We start from the raw sequence: 15,052 nt of genomic DNA on the forward strand, positions 1-15,052 counted from the left end.
GGCGGGATTGCCTCAGAAAGTGTGTTGGATGCTGAGCGTGCCGATGAACTGACGGTCATTGCCCGATGGCCCCGTCGACGCGTTCACCTGCGCTTTGGCGCCCTCGCCGTAGGCGATCTGATACGCGGCATCGACATACACGGTCGTGCGCCTGGAGAAGCGATAGCCGATGAGCGACGTCACCTGATTGGCGCGATGGTTGTCGAGTTGCGCGTTGCCGTGCATGTAGCTGTAAGTCACCGACGCATACCACGCCGCCGTGAAGTCGTAGCCCGCGCTGACGTCGAACACGTCGATCTGTGCGCCGGTGGCTGTGTTGCGCGATACGGTGGCGAGGCCGGAGATCGTGAGCTTGTCGAAGCCGTAGCGAAGGCCGAGTCCGATGTTGCGAATGCCGTCGTGGCCGTTGTTCGTTTGCGGCGCCTTGACCATGGTGTATGCCGCGCCGATGCCCGCGTTGCCGCGCTCGTAATTGACGCCGACGCTCGTGGCACTCGACCGCCCGAAGCTGCCCGCCACGCCACCGAAACCGTACATGGCGCCAAACGTCAGGCCAGAGAAATCGGCGCTCTTGAACTTGACCGTATTGGCGATCGCTTCACCGTTGACGCGATCGAAGTCGAACGATCCTTGCGGGGAATACGAGACGCCGAATCTCGGGAACGGCCCCTGGTGCGCGGCATACGCGCCTTCGAAGAAGCTGCCCGGATAGCGGTTCAACGTGAGGCTGTCGAACATGAAGTCGCGCTGGTTGCCGACGGTCAGCGTGCCAAGGCGATTCGCCAACCCGACATACGACTCGCGCGAGAAGAGCGCGGCCGGTCCGCCGAACACGTTGCCATTGAGGATGCTGAACAGCGTACCGAGGTAAAAGACGGCGCGATGGCCATCGCCGAGGTCTTCTGCGCCGCGAATGATCACCGCGTTCGGGCGCAACACGCCCGGATTTGCCGTGACGGCGGCACCGCCGTCAACGTTGCTCGTATAGCCGACGCCCGCGCCGAGCAGGCCGCTGATTTCGAGGTTGCTCTGTGCCGATGCCGTTGTGGCGAATGCGCCACCCACGAGGCCCGCGGCGACGAGCGAGCGCGTCCCAATGCCATGAAAGTTCACGTTGTCTCCCCTGAATGGTTTTGGATGCTTCACAAAGACAGCTTTCGCATGGCATTCGCCGGTAGGCATGGCCCGCTACGCATTGGTCGCATCCCCGAGTTGTGTTCAGGGGGCTGGATTGCGTTGTGTTTTAAATCTATATAATTGAAACCTAAACATATTGAATGCATTGCGGCCCGTATGCCCTGGGAGGCGCAGACCCCAGCCCCGGGAGTCGTCCGTCGGCACACTGTGGCTGTGGGAAATGATTCTAGGTTCGGTGCAACTCCCGTCCGGTGAATTTTTGGAACGGGCCATCAACCTCGGGTTGACGTGATGAGCACGCGCTCGCGAGACCGGTGAGAGGATGTCGGTCAGGCAAGCGTGCCGCCTTTGCGGCGTTGAGTGGGAAGGGCGCCTGACTTGCGGTCAATGTGCCGTCGGAGATTGAAAATGAATGTCAGTACCGGTCAGGCGCCGCCGTCGCGCCTCAAGCTCAAATACCTTCAGGTCGTGGCCGTGCTCGACGAGACGCATAGTCTGGCGAAGGCCGCCGATCATCTGAACCTCACGCGCGCCGCGCTCTCGAAGACGCTGGCGGGGCTCGAAGCATTGCTCGGCGTAAAGCTTTACGAGCGCACGGCGGCCGGTGTGGTGCCGACGGCGTTCGGGCGTGCGCTGGCACGCCATGCGCGATTGATCCTCGGAAATCTTCGGTCCGCCGAGGACGAGCTTCGCGATCTGATGAACGAGCATCGGCAGAGTCTTGCCGTGGGCGCGCTCTTTGTCGCAATGCCGCAATTGCTGCCGCAGGCCATTGCCCTGATTGCGCAGTCGGATCCCCGGTGTGTCATTACTGTGCGCGAGAGCGGCTCGTTCGGCCTGGCGGCCGGCTTGCACGACGGGAGTTTCGATCTGGTGGTGGGACGTCTCGTGCCGGAGTATTTCCGCTCGGCGGTCAATCTCGAGCCGCTGTTCGAGGAGGAACTGCTTGTGATCTGTCGCAGCGGTCATCCACTGGCAAAGGCGCCGACGTTGACGTGGCGCGAGGCGGCGAAATACCCCGGGATGCTGCCACCGAAGGAATCGCCGATCAGCCACGCGATTCAGTCGCAGTTCCTCGCGGATGGCGTGCAGGGGCCGGCGGTGATCGTCGAGGCGTTTTCCATCCCACTCGCGTTGGGCATGTTGCAGTCATGCGATGCAATGACGGTGCTGCCGAGTCGGCTCGCCCGTACGCTGCGCGACAAGGGCGAGGTGTCGATCCTGTCGCTGCGTTCGCCGAGATTGCCCGCCCCGATGGGCGTGGCATGGCGCAAGGACTGCCCGCTCTCGCCGCTCGCTTCGGCGTTCATCGCGGCGCTGAAGACCTGCGCCGGCGAGCCGGCGTAAGGTTCATCGATGGGGTGGGACTGGCGGCGACGGCATTCGGCACGGCGCCCCGTCGTTCAACGCATGTCAAACAATTCCCGGTGGAAGGCCGCCGCATCCAGGCCCCACTTCTGCATGTTGGCCTGGAGCGATTCGCCCATGCCGGCAGGTCCGCAAAACCAAATGCTGGCGGACTGCCAGTCGGGCAACACTTCCCGAACGACCTCGCCCGTCAGGCGCGGATCTCGTCCCTTGATGTGAAGGTGCAAGGTAACGTCGGCCATTTCCGCGTGCTTTTGCAGCCTTTCCACGAATACCGGATCGGGCAATTGGGTCACGTAAAACAGGTCGATCTTGCGTTTGTCGTGCTCGACGGCCAACGCTTTCAGGCGTGCGATGAAAGGCGTGATGCCGATACCGGCGCCGATCCAGATCTGGCGCTGCTGAGGTCCCGTGAATTGGAAGGTTCCGTAAGGCCCTTCGACCTTGGCGTGGCCGCCGACCTGCAGGGTGTCCGGCAAACGGCGCGTGTAGTCGCCCACGCCCTTGATGAGGAAGGTCAGCGTGTCGTCACCGGTCCAGGCGGACGAGATGGTGAAGGGGTGCGCCCCCTCCCGGGGATCAAAGGTCACAAAGGCGAACTGGCCGGGTTGATGGCCGGGCCATGGCTTTTGCACATGCAACACGACCTTGAGCACGCGATTGTGCTCGAAGCGTTCGAGCTCGGTAATTCGCGCCGATACCTGCCGACGCCGTCCGATGTGGCCCAACAGACCCACGATCGCCCCTACGACACAGCCCGCCACGAGCAGGGCCGTCAACCAGCCAACCGGATTGGACCAATCGCGAAACTCGGTCAGCACGACGGCATGCCAGCAAAACACGAGGGCAACGACGGCCATCAGCCGGTGCGTGTACCGGAAGTAGCCGTAAGGGATGCGTCGAATCAACGCGATCAGGACAAGCACGATCAGCGCATAGAAGGCCCATTCGCCCATCGTCTCTGCGAGGCCGCGCTGCTGGCGAAAAAAAGCCTCCACGCCTTCCAGTTGCGGACGCGCCCCTCGGGGAGGACGCACCAGCCAGCCCCAACCCACGGCCCACTTCGGCACCTTGACCCACAACCAATGCACGACGGCGGCCGACAGGGCGGCCACGCCAAGCCACTTGTGCAAGCGGTACATCTTGTCCAGTCCGCCCATCGGCGGCTCGATGGAAACCGGCCGTACCGACAGCATCACCGCAACCGCCATGGCGGCGAACGCGAACAGACCCGTCACGAGGATCCATTCGTGACGCATCGCAAAAACTTCGCTCAGAAAGAAGATCTGCCTGTGCGCAGCCAGCCAGATGGCCACCACGATCGCCATTCCCGCCACTAACGCCCAACGTATCCTGTTCATTCGGATCACCCTGAAGGACATTTTTTAAAGAATGCGCGCCTATCGCCGGTGTGGCAAACGCTTTTCCACCTAAGCATGATGTCAGTCAAGATAAGGGCGGGAATCGTTGGGGATGCCGTTGTCGAGATTGCTGCCAGGACCGGCAGGACGCGCCGGAAGACGACGCAAATTCTCTCTTCTCATGAACGAATTTTATTAAGTTTCCTAACTAAAATACAGATAGTCGATCGCGTGTAACGTACTGCACTTTTGGTGACGTCCGAGGAAAAATATGCAAGGAACCATCGCTCACGTCGTTGCGTTAGTTCTCGAAGGGAACGCAGTGCTGCGAGGGGTTGAATCGTCTGGCTTGGGGATGGAGCACAGCGCGAATCGCTTCTGCGAATTCGTTCGCTTCGTCGATCTCGACGAGACGCCGGCCGGATGGTCGGAAACCCAAGTGGCCGCCGACCCGACCGAATGGTTTCGGCAATTGAAGGAGGATGGCTTTACGGAATTGCGCATGTCGCGTCAGCCGTCGAATCATGCCAATGTTGATGGGGCGGAAGTTACCGACAGAATGCTGGTGGGCTTCATTGGCGGCGGCGGGCAATGGTCCGTGCAGGCAAACAAGCCGGATCGGTCAGACCAATGGGTGGCGCGCTGGGCGATCGGCGACCAGCAGGCCCCGGACCGGCGGATATGGCGCGTGACCTACGGAAGAGTGGCCATGGATCGGCCGCCAACCGAAGTCGAGCAGATCGATCTTGCAGCGCTTCGCGACCGGTTTCGAGATGTTTTAGTACAGATCCAGGCGTTCGCTACGCGCAAGGGTCTGGACGGCTTCGCCGCTTGTTTTGCCGGAGGCCTGGGGGATCTTGCAACAGAGTCGCCTGCTCACGGTTTTCATAAGGAATTTGCCAACCCCTCGCTCATCCCGCGGGAGGCGATCCAACTCCTTTCGGCGGCGCAATCCGCGTGGGTCTTCGGCGGCATGGGGTCGTGGAATGACCTCGGCTTCGACGGCGAAGATCAAGCGACATACGAACGCTTGTCAGAGGAGCTGTATCGCATTTCAAACGAGGCAATCGTCGCCGCAACAAACACGTCCGCGACAGGGAGCATTTGTCGGACAACGCCTGAGCGCGACAGCCCTGGCCCATCGAAACGACCTTGGTGGAAGGCTCTCGGTTGAAGCGGCGGTTTTGTGTCGATTGTTGTCGGACATCAACGGCCGATGACGCCGCACAAGGGACGGTCGAGCGAAGGCGAACGAGATGACTGCTTCCGGAATGACATCAGTCGTTGGTCCCACACCGCTGGCTGCGGGTGGCACATAGTAGTCTGGGCCCGGCTAGCACAGTAACGGTACGGGTGGCCTTGTGCCGCCACAAACCTGCAATGGATGCCACCCATAAACGGATCTACGCTACCCCGTTAGCCGTGATCGATTGTCAACTTCGCAATTGCGGACCAGTCACGGTCACCGAAACCCGCGTTCACGGCGTCCCGCATTCGGCCGTGAACGACATCAAGCATCGGGAGCACGCGAGCCGCATCGGTGGCGGCCGCCTTCGCCAGACGAAGATCCTTGAGGCCAAGCGTTGCCTTGAATCCGGGTTGGTAATCGTTCCGAATAATATTGCCGGAATAGGTCTGATAGGGGCGACTGCCGAACAGCGTGCCCAGAATCAATTCGAAGAAGCGCTCTCGCGAAAGTCCGTTCGTCTCCGTTAGCACCACGGCTTCCGCCATTGCCTCAATTGCCATCGTAATCATCATGTTGCAGGCGATCTTGGCAGCATAGGCCGTGGGCGGTTCATCACCCATGTGCCAAACTTTTTTGCTGATGGCATCCAGCGCCGGTTTCACTTTTTCCAACGCGCCAGGCGCGCCAGCGGCGAGGACGTTGAGTTCGCCCTTGGCGGCGGCATCCGGCCGCCCGAGCACGGGAGCCGCCAAATAGGCGACACCTGCCGCGCGATGAATCGCCACCAGTTCCTGCGCGAATGCCACGGAGATTGTTGAAGCCACGACATGCACGAGGCCGGGACGTGCCTGAGACAGCAGATTCGCGCTAAGCAGGACGTCGCGGATTGCCGAGTCGTCGGACAGCATCGTCAAGGCCATGTCCGCCTGCAACGCTTGCGCAGGCGTCTCTACCATGCGTACACCTTCGACATTCCCGCCCGAACGGTTCCAGGCGTTGACGGAGTGACCGGCAGCGACCAGATTGCGAGCGATTTCCCGGCCCATCGCGCCCAAACCAATGATTCCAATTTCCATTTGATTTCCCTGGTAAGCAGGCATGGCGCCGTCCAGCCGGTGCCAGCCGAATTTCAATCGAAGTTGTTGGAGATGGCGACGTGACGCCATGAGTGGATGTCCGCGCTGAACGCAGCCAGCTTGCGATCGGCGATTCCATAGGCGACGGGTCCCAAGGGCAGGGGCAATGGCGGTTCTGTGCGTGTGACGTACAGCGCACACACGCGCACCGTGTCCGGGAACCGCTGGGCCTTCGGGTTGCGAGCTGTCGCTACCAGTTGGTCGCCTCGCGCGGCGATAGACTGAGCGAAATGTTGACCGACGCCGCTCGAGCAACGGGTTATCAACGAGGTCTTTTTCACGGTTATTCCTCTCGCTCAGTCGAGTGTTTCCGTGTTCTCGATAAGCCAGTTCAACACTGGCACCAGCGCGTCATCCGAGTTCTTCTCGTAGATGAGTCCGTGGCCGTTTCCGAACACACCATGGTCGGGAAGATGCATCAGTTCTGCGCGGGTGCCAGCCGCTTTCAGTAGCTCAACCGCGGGTCGACTGGCGGCGGCAAAGGCTGAGGCTTCAGCGGTGACGGCGACGATCGGCAACCCGGCCAGCGCAGGCAGGCGGTGTTTGCCAGGCGCGGCCGCGCGCAACGCTTCTGGCGAGGCGACGCGAGGCTCCCAGTTCAGCGGCGCCGCCGCGAGGCCCCACGTCAGCGACCCGATATTGGGAATATGAGCGAACGGGGGGCCCATCGGCTCAACGGCGACGATCCCCTTGACAAGCCCGGGCCGACGGTCTGCTACAAGCCAACCAACCGGCCCCGACGCTGAGTGTGTCAGGAGAATCGCCGGGCCAATCCTGTCCAGAAGCTTTGCGATCCGGTCCGCGTCCATGTCCTCGGATAACGTGAGGTCTGCGGGAAGCGGCCCATAGCCAGCAATGAACGCGTCCATCGCTACCTCGTCGTCCTGGGCAAAAGGCCATTGGGTGTGTTGACCTTCATATTTTGTCGGGAAGTAGATATCGCGCCCGTGTTCATAGGAGAACCCCGGCCCCATCGGCCCCATCGTCTCGACGTGGTACGGTGATCGTCCGTGTCCAGGACGATCGACCGCGAGAACCGCGTAGCCCGCTTCCACCAGACGTTGTGCCCAACCTGGACGACCATCCGGCGTGTCAAACCACTCGGTTCCCTGATAGCCACCCCCATGCACAAGCACAATCGGCCAGGGGTGCGTGACCTGCTCCGGCGCCTCCCACTCAACGAAAAGCGGGCCGCATTGGTAGGTCTCTCCGGCTCGTTCGACGCGATCACCCGCAATCCACATATGGCCGCGGCGCACGGTGCGGGGGGCGGCATTTTTCCAGAAGGCCAAGATTTTTCTCCAGCGTTTGCAGATGAGAGGCGCGTGGCGCCGATATGGAATTGACCCGCTCAGAGCGGCGTGATGCGCAAGCGTGTCGGGGCAAGGTCGGTGAAGCTCCGGACGTCAGCCATGACCTCCTGGGTTTCCGGAGACCCGAACGCGGTTGCGATGGCTGCTTCATCCCGAAATCGGCATTCGCAGATCACAAGAGTGCCGACATGCGTCGACGGCGGAAAGAACGCCGCGATGCTCTCAAGGCCGTAGCGCTGCCATGCATGCATCACGAGCGGCAGGTGACGTTCGACGTAATAGCTCCGGTCAAAACGGTCACCTGGCGCACCCTCGTAGGTGACATACACAGTCGGCGATGCAGGTTGCGACATGACAATCTCCCTTTTTCCGATTTCTCCCGGGCAGTGCCGGCCCGGAATCCTGGGGCATCAGGCAGGCTCGCGACGAGGGCGCTTCGACACAGGACGGATCGAAGTTTCGCGCATTCACTATTGTTCGGCAATTCAATATACTGAACATTCCCCGTTCATTTTTGTGGGTGTCGAGTATGGAGTGGAGCGATGTACGGATCTTCCTTGCCATAGCGCGGACTGGAACATTGGGGGCAGCTGCACGACTGTTGCACCTCAGCCATCCGACGATCGGACGACGGCTTCGCGCGCTGGAGGAAGCCACGGGGCAAGTGCTCTTTCAGCGAACAGCGGAAGGCTTTGTGCTGACGGAGGAGGGGACTGCGATCCTGCCACTCGCCGAGCAGATGGAGGACAGTGCGCTGACCATGGAGCGGCGGCTGGCTGGTGAACAGCAACAGCTGGAAGGAACGCTCAGGGTGTCGTCGGCTGACTGGTTTGGCGCCTATGTTCTGCCGCCGGTGATTGCCGAATACGCACGCGAGTATCCGCATGTCGGGATCGAGGTTCTTACGGGAACGCGCCTGTTCAACCTCGCGCAGCGCGAGGCGGACATTGCTTTTCGTATCGTTCCGTTCGAAGGGCCCGATATCGTGCAAAGACGGTTGACGCAGATGCGATATGGCGTCTACGTGGGTCACGCGAGCGCCGATCCGGTGGAAGGTGACGGCACGGGGAACCGTTTGATCGCAATGGACACGTCGACCGGTAGCTTTCCTGATATCGAATGGCTAAAGAATCGGTTTCCAAACGCTGGCGTTGTATTGCAGTCGAACAACCGTAATGTCCAGGCCCAGATGTGTGGGATAGGTTTGGGCATTGCTGTATTGCCGCGACCTGTCGGAGATCAGGTCGGTACGATTCGCAGGCTCGATTTGAGCGAAGGGCCACCGAGTCGTGAAATATGGATGGGTTACCACCGCGATCTCCGGCGGCTACATCGTCTCCGCGCGTTCGTGGATATCGTGATCAGACACCTGGCTGATTAGTAGACGAGTGCGAGATCTCCGATACAAGGCACAGCAGTCGCACGAGGTCTGGAAACACAAAGGGCTTACAGACGATTCGTCTGTAAGCCCTTGTCATTTAGTGAAGCAGGGAAGGATCGCTTGCCCGACCGTTGCATTGCGAACCCGGTGGCACATGAGGGCATCGGAGTGCTAACGTCCCGACGCGATTCCAGCCCGGAATTCGCTTCCGGTCCAGCCACTTCGTCGCACCACCTTTATGCCCCGATAGGCTGATCGCAGAAACGCCTTCTCCCAGTCGCAAAACTGTGGCGCCAGTCGCACTTACTCTGGCGCCCTACGACCGCACAAAAAACTCAAACATCAATATTCCCGGCCCGCAGCGCGTTCGTTTCGATGAATGCGCGGCGCGGTTCGACGTCGTCGCCCATGAGCGTGGTGAAGATGCCGTCGGCAGCGATCGCGTCTTCGATCTGCACGCGCAGCAGGCGGCGGACCGTCGGGTCCATCGTGGTTTCCCACAACTGCTCCGCATTCATCTCGCCCAGCCCCTTGTAGCGCTGCTTCGAGACCTTGCTCTCGGCATCGGCCATCAGCCACTTCATCGCCGTCTTGAAGTTCGACACCGGCTGCGAACGCTCCCCGCGCCGGATCGTCGCACCCTCGCCAATCAGCCCCTTGAACGTCTCGGCCGTCTTCTGCAACTGCGCGTAGTCCGCCGACTGCAGGAAGTCCTGCGTGATCATGCTCAACTTCACGTTGCCGTGATGCCGACGCTCCACACGCAGCGCCGCCACCGGATCCGCATTCTCGACGTCTTCCATCACCGCCGTGATCGTGATCTCCGGCGCCAGCGGATCGTCGCTCAACGCAGCCTCCAACGCCAGCGCCGATTGCTTCGCCGCTTCCTCGTTGTCGAGATTGATCTCCACGCCTTCGGTCACCGCCGTCAGCACCGACGCCTCATACAGCCGGCTCAATCGCTCAATGACGCTGTCGGCCAACTGATAACTGCGCGTCAACTCGCCCAGCGCATCGCCCGAAATCGGCGCGGCGCCCGTCGACGGCGTCAGCTCGGCATTGTTCATCGCCAGCTTCAGCATGTACTGCGCCAACTCGCCTTCGTCCTTGATGTAACGCTCGTCCTTGTTGTGCTTGACCTTGTACAGCGGCGGCTGCGCAATGTAGACGTAACCGCGTTCGATCAGCTCAGGCACCTGACGATAGAAGAACGTCAGCAGCAGCGTGCGAATGTGCGCACCATCCACGTCGGCATCGGTCATGATGATGATCCGGTGATAACGCAGCTTGTCGATGTTGTAGTCGTCCTTGCCGATGCCGCAACCAAGCGCCGTGATGAGCGTCACGATCTGCTCGCTCGAAATCAGCTTGTCGAAACGCGCCTTCTCAACGTTCAGCACCTTGCCACGCAACGGCAGAATCGCCTGGAACTTGCGATCGCGACCCTGCTTCGCCGAGCCACCCGCCGAGTCGCCCTCGACCACGTAAATCTCGCACAGCGCCGGATCCTTCTCCTGGCAATCCGCCAGCTTGCCCGGCAGACCCACGCCGTCAAGCACGCCCTTGCGACGCGTCATCTCACGCGCCTTGCGCGCCGCATCCCGCGCGCGCGCGGCTTCGACGATCTTCGAACAAATGATCTTGGCGTCGTTCGGCGTTTCCTGAAGGAAATCCTCCAACGCCTTCGCCACGTATTCCTCCACCGGCGCACGCACTTCCGACGACACCAGCTTGTCCTTCGTCTGCGACGAGAACTTCGGCTCCGGCACCTTCACCGACAGCACGCACGTCAAACCCTCGCGCATGTCGTCGCCCGTCGTCTCGACCTTGGCCTTCTTGGCCATCTCGCTCTCGACGATGTACTTGTTGATCACACGCGTCATGGCCGCGCGCAACCCCGTGAGGTGAGTGCCGCCATCGCGCTGCGGAATGTTGTTCGTGAAGCACAGCACCGTCTCGTTGTAGCTGTCGTTCCACTGCATGGCGACTTCCACGCCAATACCGTCGCGTTCGCCCATCACATGAAACACCGTCGGATGCAGCACCGTCTTCGACTTGTTGATGTACTCGACGAAACCCTTCACGCCACCGCCAAACGCAAAATCGTCTTCCTTGCCCGTGCGCAGATCCGTCAGACGAATCCGAACGCCATTGTTCAGGAACGACAGCTCGCGCATCCGCTTGGCGAGAATGTCGTAGTGGAACTCGACATTGCCGAAGATCGTTTCGTCAGCAAGGAAGTGCACTTCCGTGCCGCGCTTGTCGGTATCGCCCAACACCTTCAGCGGCGACGTCTCGACGCCGTCGACCACCTCGATCTCGCGATTCTGCGGCACCCCACGGTGAAATTCCATGAAGTGCTTCTTGCCATCGCGACGCACGGTGAGCTTCAGATACGACGACAGCGCGTTCACGCACGACACGCCCACGCCGTGCAGACCGCCCGACACCTTGTAGCTGTTCTGGTCGAATTTGCCGCCGGCATGCAGCTCGGTCATCACGATTTCCGCCGCACTACGCTTCGGCTCGTGCTTGTCGTCGAACTTGATGCCCGTGGGAATGCCGCGACCATTGTCCGTCACGGAAATGGAATTGTCCGCGTGAATGGTTACGTGGATGTCATCGCAGTAACCGGCAAGCGCCTCGTCGATCGAGTTGTCCAGCACCTCGAATACCAGGTGATGCAGGCCCGTGCCGTCCGACGTGTCGCCAATGTACATGCCGGGACGCTTGCGCACAGCCTCCAGACCCTCGAGGATCTGGATGGAGGCTGCACCATAGCCGCTTTCGGCCTGCTTTTGCTGTTCGCTCATGACAATCTTCCGGTTACTGCGTCATTAACTGACGAATTACTGCTTCATGACCTGTCGTCTCCGTGCGCTTGTGGCGCCACGAAGTCGGCTTATCCCGCAAAAGGATAATTCTCTAGAAACGCCAAAGGGGCGCTCGGCCCCTTCGCGCATGTGACGGCGCGTATGGCGGAAACTCCGCTCAAATGCGCATCGGCATCACGACGTACTTGAATTCGTCGTTGTCCGGCAAGGTGATCAGCGCGCTCGAATTGGCGTCGCCAAGGCTCACCTTCACCTGCTCGACCTTGAGATTCGACAGCACATCGAGCAGATACGTAACGTTAAAACCGATATCGACCGATTCGCCCGTGTAATCGATCTCGATTTCTTCCTGCGCTTCTTCGTTCTCGGTGTTGTTCGCGCTGATCTTCAGCAGGTTCTCGCTCACGAGGAAGCGAACCCCCTTGAACTTGTCCGACGTCACGATCGCCGCACGCTGCAACGAGCGATGCAGCTCTTCACGGCTGATGACGAAACTCTTGTTGTACCCCTTCGGGATCACGCGGTTGAAGTCCGGGAACTTGCCCTCGACCAGCTTCGACACCAGCTCGACGTTCGCAAAACGGAACTTCACCTGGCTCGGCGCCACGTCGATCTGCACCGGATCGTCGATGTCCTCGAGCAGACGCTGCAACTCGAGAATCGTCTTGCGCGGAATGATGACTTCCTGACGCGCGAACTTCTCGCCCGCGATCGTCGTGTTGCAGTACGCCAGACGGTGACCGTCCGTGGCGACCGCCTCGATCTTCTCGCCTTCGACCACGAGCAGCATGCCGTTCAGGTAGTAACGGATGTCCTGCTGCGCCATCGCGAAGTGCACCATGCCAAGCAGTTGACGGAATGCCCGCTGCGGCAGCGCAAAGCTCGCGGCGTAATCCTTCGCCTCGGCCACCGTCGGGAAGTCTTCCGCAGCCAGCGTCTGCAACTGGAAACGGCTCTTGCCCGCCTGCACCGTCAGACGCTTGTCCGACAGCGACAACGCCACTTCGGCATCCGGCATGTTGCGCAGAATGTCGAGCAGCTTGCGCGCCGCCACGGTCGTCGCCACATCGTCGGCGCCGGCGCCGCAGTCGGCAGTGGTGGTGATCTGCAACTCGAGGTCGGTCGACAGGAACGAAATGTCCTGCCCGTGCTTGCGAATAAGCAAATTGGCCAGAATCGGCAACGTGTGGCGACGCTCGACGATGCCACTCACAATTTGCAGCGGCCGCAGCAGATTGTCTCGTTGAGTTTTGACCAATTGCATATTTATCCTTCGTAGTAACTGTTAACGGGTGCCGGTTGCGGCCGAAAACCCGAAGATTCCCTTATCTATCAATCGCTTGCAGATGGGATAACAGGGCGGAAAACACTGTGGACGAGCCGGGGACGCGTTGTGCGCCGATCCGCTATTGTGCCCGAAAACACCAGTTCCCCCCAAACCACCCCCAGCTTATCCACAGGGACGCCGGCAACCCCGCCTCGCGCTCCCCCGGACGCACCGGTTTACCCCTTGAGCGTCTGCTCCAGCACGTGCAGCTCGTGATTGAGCTGCGCATCCTTGCCTCGCTCTTCCGCAATCTTGCGTACCGCATGCAGCACCGTCGTGTGGTCGCGTCCGCCGAACAGCTCGCCAATTTCCGGCAGGCTCTTCTGGGTGAGCTCCTTCGCCAGGTACATCGCAATCTGACGCGGTCGCGCAATATTGGCAGGCCGCTTTTTCGAATACATGTCGGCGACCTTGATATTGTAAAAATCGGCCACCGTCTTTTGAATGTTCTCGACGGAAATCTGACGATTCTGAACCGTCAGCAGATCTTTCAGCGCTTCCTTGGTCAGCTCGATCGTGATTTCCCGGCCGTGGAACTTCGAGTACGCCAGGATCTTGCGCAACGCGCCTTCCAGTTCGCGCACGTTGGAGCGCAGGTGCTTGCCCACGAAGAACGCCACGTCCTCCGACAAGCCCACGCCCTCGGCCTGTGCCTTCTTGATCAAAATCGCCACGCGCATTTCGAGCTCGGGTGGTTCGATGGCCACGGTGAGGCCCGAATCGAAACGCGAAATCAGACGGTCGTCAATCCCGGTGATTTCCTTCGGATACGTATCGCTCGTGATGATCACCTGCGCACGATTCGCGATCAGCGCCTCGAACGCGTAGAAGAATTCTTCCTGCGTGCGGCTCTTGCCGGAGAAGAACTGAATATCGTCGATCAGCAGCAGATCAAGCGAATGGTAGTAGCGTTTGAACTCGTCGAACGCCTTGCGCTGGTATGCCTTGACCACGTCGGACACGTACTGCTCGGCGTGGATGTACCGGATTCGCGGATTCTGCTTCTCGGCCAGCAACTGGTTGCCGATGGCATGGATCAGGTGGGTCTTGCCCAGGCCGACGCCGCCATACAGGAACAGCGGGTTATACGACGTGCCCGGATTGTTCGCGACCTGAATCGCCGCCGCGCGGGCCAACTGGTTCGACTTGCCCGTCACGAAGTTGTCGAACGTGAGCACCGGGTTGAGCTTGGAACGCTCGTAGATCGACTCGGCCTCGCTGATTTGCGCGGGCTCCTGCGGCGTGACGCGCCAGTTGCGGCGCACCGCCTCGGCTTCGCTGGCTTCCAGATCCGGACGCTCACCGTCGAGGGATGCCACGTCGGCCGCATGCGCACCCGCCACCGCCGTTTGCGCGGCGGCCGCGGCCGGACTCTGGCGCGCCACGCCGGCGGGCACGGCCGGCGTGGCCGGAATCGGTGCGGGCGCCGGCGCGGGCGTCGACGAGGGAACACGCACGCCCGCCTTGGGATCCAGGACGAACGTCACCTCGATCGGTCCATTCCAGTAGTCCGACGCCATGCTCTGGATCCGCCCCGAGAATTGGCTCTTCACCCAGTCCAGCTTGAAGCGGTTGGGCGCGCCGATCTTGAGCGTGCGCGCCTGTTCGTCGAAGTCGAGCGGCGCCAGCGGTTTGATCCAGGTGCGGAATTGCTGGGGCGTCAGCTCTTGTTCGAGACGTGTCGCGCAGTGTTGCCAGAAGTCGTTCATGCAGCGTGTTATCCAGGGTGGCGCGGGGCTTGTCCGAAGGCTTCCTCCGGCGCTCTCGCCATCCACCATCCGTAACATTGGATATGGGGGCAGAACGGCCAGAACCAAGCCGGCGAGCCCGTCTAGATGCGTCATTCCGACGGGTCACCGGCCAGGTCGTGTCGGACCGGCGGCGCAATGCAGACAACCGGCAATCCTGGACCATGGCGCTGCGTTCGGGCCCTGTCTCGCGCGGGCGGCCGGCCTCGGCGCGCGCAAACGACAAAACCCGGCGCGCTATCCACATGGCGGCATCAC

12 protein-coding genes are annotated in these 15,052 nt (G+C 61.0%); 3 read left to right on the top strand and 9 right to left on the bottom strand.

What is annotated here, in order from left to right; translation table 11 throughout:
- Positions 1-12: 12 nt before the first annotated feature.
- Complete coding sequence (locus PMO31116_RS07830) at positions 13-1,113, bottom strand: porin (protein ID WP_150566214.1); 1,101 nt, start codon at positions 1,111-1,113, stop codon at positions 13-15.
- A 432-nt stretch (positions 1,114-1,545) separates the two neighbouring features.
- Here PMO31116_RS07830 and PMO31116_RS07835 point away from each other — a divergent pair, with 432 nt between their 5' ends.
- A complete protein-coding gene (locus PMO31116_RS07835) occupies positions 1,546-2,484 on the top strand; it encodes a LysR family transcriptional regulator (RefSeq protein WP_174970971.1) in 939 nt (312 codons plus the stop codon).
- 56 nt (positions 2,485-2,540) lie between these two features.
- Here the strand turns inward: PMO31116_RS07835 and PMO31116_RS07840 are convergent, their stop codons facing one another.
- Positions 2,541-3,866: a ferredoxin reductase family protein gene (locus PMO31116_RS07840; protein WP_150566216.1), complete on the bottom strand. Its 1,326-nt coding sequence runs from the start codon at positions 3,864-3,866 to the stop codon at positions 2,541-2,543.
- Between the two features lie 271 nt (positions 3,867-4,137).
- Between PMO31116_RS07840 and PMO31116_RS07845 the strand changes: the two genes are divergently transcribed.
- Positions 4,138-5,040, top strand: a complete 903-nt coding sequence (locus PMO31116_RS07845; RefSeq protein WP_150566217.1) for a hypothetical protein — start codon at positions 4,138-4,140, stop codon at positions 5,038-5,040.
- A 242-nt stretch (positions 5,041-5,282) separates the two neighbouring features.
- Here PMO31116_RS07845 and PMO31116_RS07850 read toward each other — a convergent pair whose 3' ends face one another.
- From PMO31116_RS07850 to PMO31116_RS07865, 4 genes are read right to left on the bottom strand one after another with little or no spacing between them, the layout of a single operon-like run.
- The gene (locus PMO31116_RS07850) at positions 5,283-6,221 is read right to left on the bottom strand and encodes an NAD(P)-dependent oxidoreductase (protein WP_217424725.1); all 939 of its coding nucleotides are present in this window, start codon (positions 6,219-6,221) and stop codon (positions 5,283-5,285) included.
- Positions 6,185-6,472, bottom strand: a complete 288-nt coding sequence (locus tag PMO31116_RS07855) for a hypothetical protein (RefSeq protein ID WP_150566219.1) — start codon at positions 6,470-6,472, stop codon at positions 6,185-6,187. Before PMO31116_RS07855 ends, PMO31116_RS07850 begins: the two co-directional genes overlap by 37 nt.
- 15 nt (positions 6,473-6,487) lie before the next feature.
- Positions 6,488-7,483 (bottom strand): alpha/beta hydrolase, encoded by a 996-nt coding sequence (locus PMO31116_RS07860; protein WP_217424726.1) that lies wholly within the window; start codon positions 7,481-7,483, stop codon positions 6,488-6,490.
- Between the two features lie 59 nt (positions 7,484-7,542).
- A complete protein-coding gene (locus PMO31116_RS07865) occupies positions 7,543-7,857 on the bottom strand; it encodes an EthD family reductase (protein WP_150566220.1) in 315 nt (104 codons plus the stop codon).
- A 176-nt stretch (positions 7,858-8,033) separates the two neighbouring features.
- Between PMO31116_RS07865 and PMO31116_RS07870 the strand changes: the two genes are divergently transcribed.
- Positions 8,034-8,885, top strand: a complete 852-nt coding sequence (locus tag PMO31116_RS07870; RefSeq protein WP_150566221.1) for a LysR family transcriptional regulator — start codon at positions 8,034-8,036, stop codon at positions 8,883-8,885.
- Positions 8,886-9,220: 335 nt separating this feature from the next.
- Here PMO31116_RS07870 and gyrB read toward each other — a convergent pair whose 3' ends face one another.
- From gyrB to dnaA, 3 genes are all read right to left on the bottom strand, one after another.
- Positions 9,221-11,698, bottom strand: coding sequence for a DNA topoisomerase (ATP-hydrolyzing) subunit B (gene gyrB / locus PMO31116_RS07875; protein WP_023872675.1), 2,478 nt, complete (start codon positions 11,696-11,698; stop codon positions 9,221-9,223).
- Between the two features lie 178 nt (positions 11,699-11,876).
- Positions 11,877-12,983, bottom strand: a complete 1,107-nt coding sequence (gene dnaN / locus PMO31116_RS07880; RefSeq protein ID WP_023598268.1) for a DNA polymerase III subunit beta — start codon at positions 12,981-12,983, stop codon at positions 11,877-11,879.
- Between the two features lie 239 nt (positions 12,984-13,222).
- Positions 13,223-14,755, bottom strand: coding sequence for a chromosomal replication initiator protein DnaA (gene dnaA / locus PMO31116_RS07885; RefSeq protein WP_150566222.1), 1,533 nt, complete (start codon positions 14,753-14,755; stop codon positions 13,223-13,225).
- Positions 14,756-15,052 lie beyond the last annotated feature (297 nt).

The sequence above is a fragment of the Pandoraea morbifera genome, assembly GCF_902459575.1.
Taxonomy (GTDB): domain Bacteria; phylum Pseudomonadota; class Gammaproteobacteria; order Burkholderiales; family Burkholderiaceae; genus Pandoraea; species Pandoraea morbifera.

Bases quoted from the DNA above. Each gene is read 5' to 3' on its own strand.
- dnaA (WP_150566222.1), bottom strand. From the start codon at position 14,755: ATGAACGACTTCTGGCAACACTGCGCGACACGTCTCGAACAAGAGCTG.
- PMO31116_RS07870 (WP_150566221.1), top strand. From the start codon at position 8,034: ATGGAGTGGAGCGATGTACGGATCTTCCTTGCCATAGCGCGGACTGGA.
- gyrB (WP_023872675.1), bottom strand. From the start codon at position 11,698: ATGAGCGAACAGCAAAAGCAGGCCGAAAGCGGCTATGGTGCAGCCTCC.
- PMO31116_RS07845 (WP_150566217.1), top strand. From the start codon at position 4,138: ATGCAAGGAACCATCGCTCACGTCGTTGCGTTAGTTCTCGAAGGGAAC.
- PMO31116_RS07850 (WP_217424725.1), bottom strand. From the start codon at position 6,221: ATGGCGTCACGTCGCCATCTCCAACAACTTCGATTGAAATTCGGCTGG.
- PMO31116_RS07865 (WP_150566220.1), bottom strand. From the start codon at position 7,857: ATGTCGCAACCTGCATCGCCGACTGTGTATGTCACCTACGAGGGTGCG.
- PMO31116_RS07840 (WP_150566216.1), bottom strand. From the start codon at position 3,866: ATGAACAGGATACGTTGGGCGTTAGTGGCGGGAATGGCGATCGTGGTG.
- PMO31116_RS07835 (WP_174970971.1), top strand. From the start codon at position 1,546: ATGAATGTCAGTACCGGTCAGGCGCCGCCGTCGCGCCTCAAGCTCAAA.
- dnaN (WP_023598268.1), bottom strand. From the start codon at position 12,983: ATGCAATTGGTCAAAACTCAACGAGACAATCTGCTGCGGCCGCTGCAA.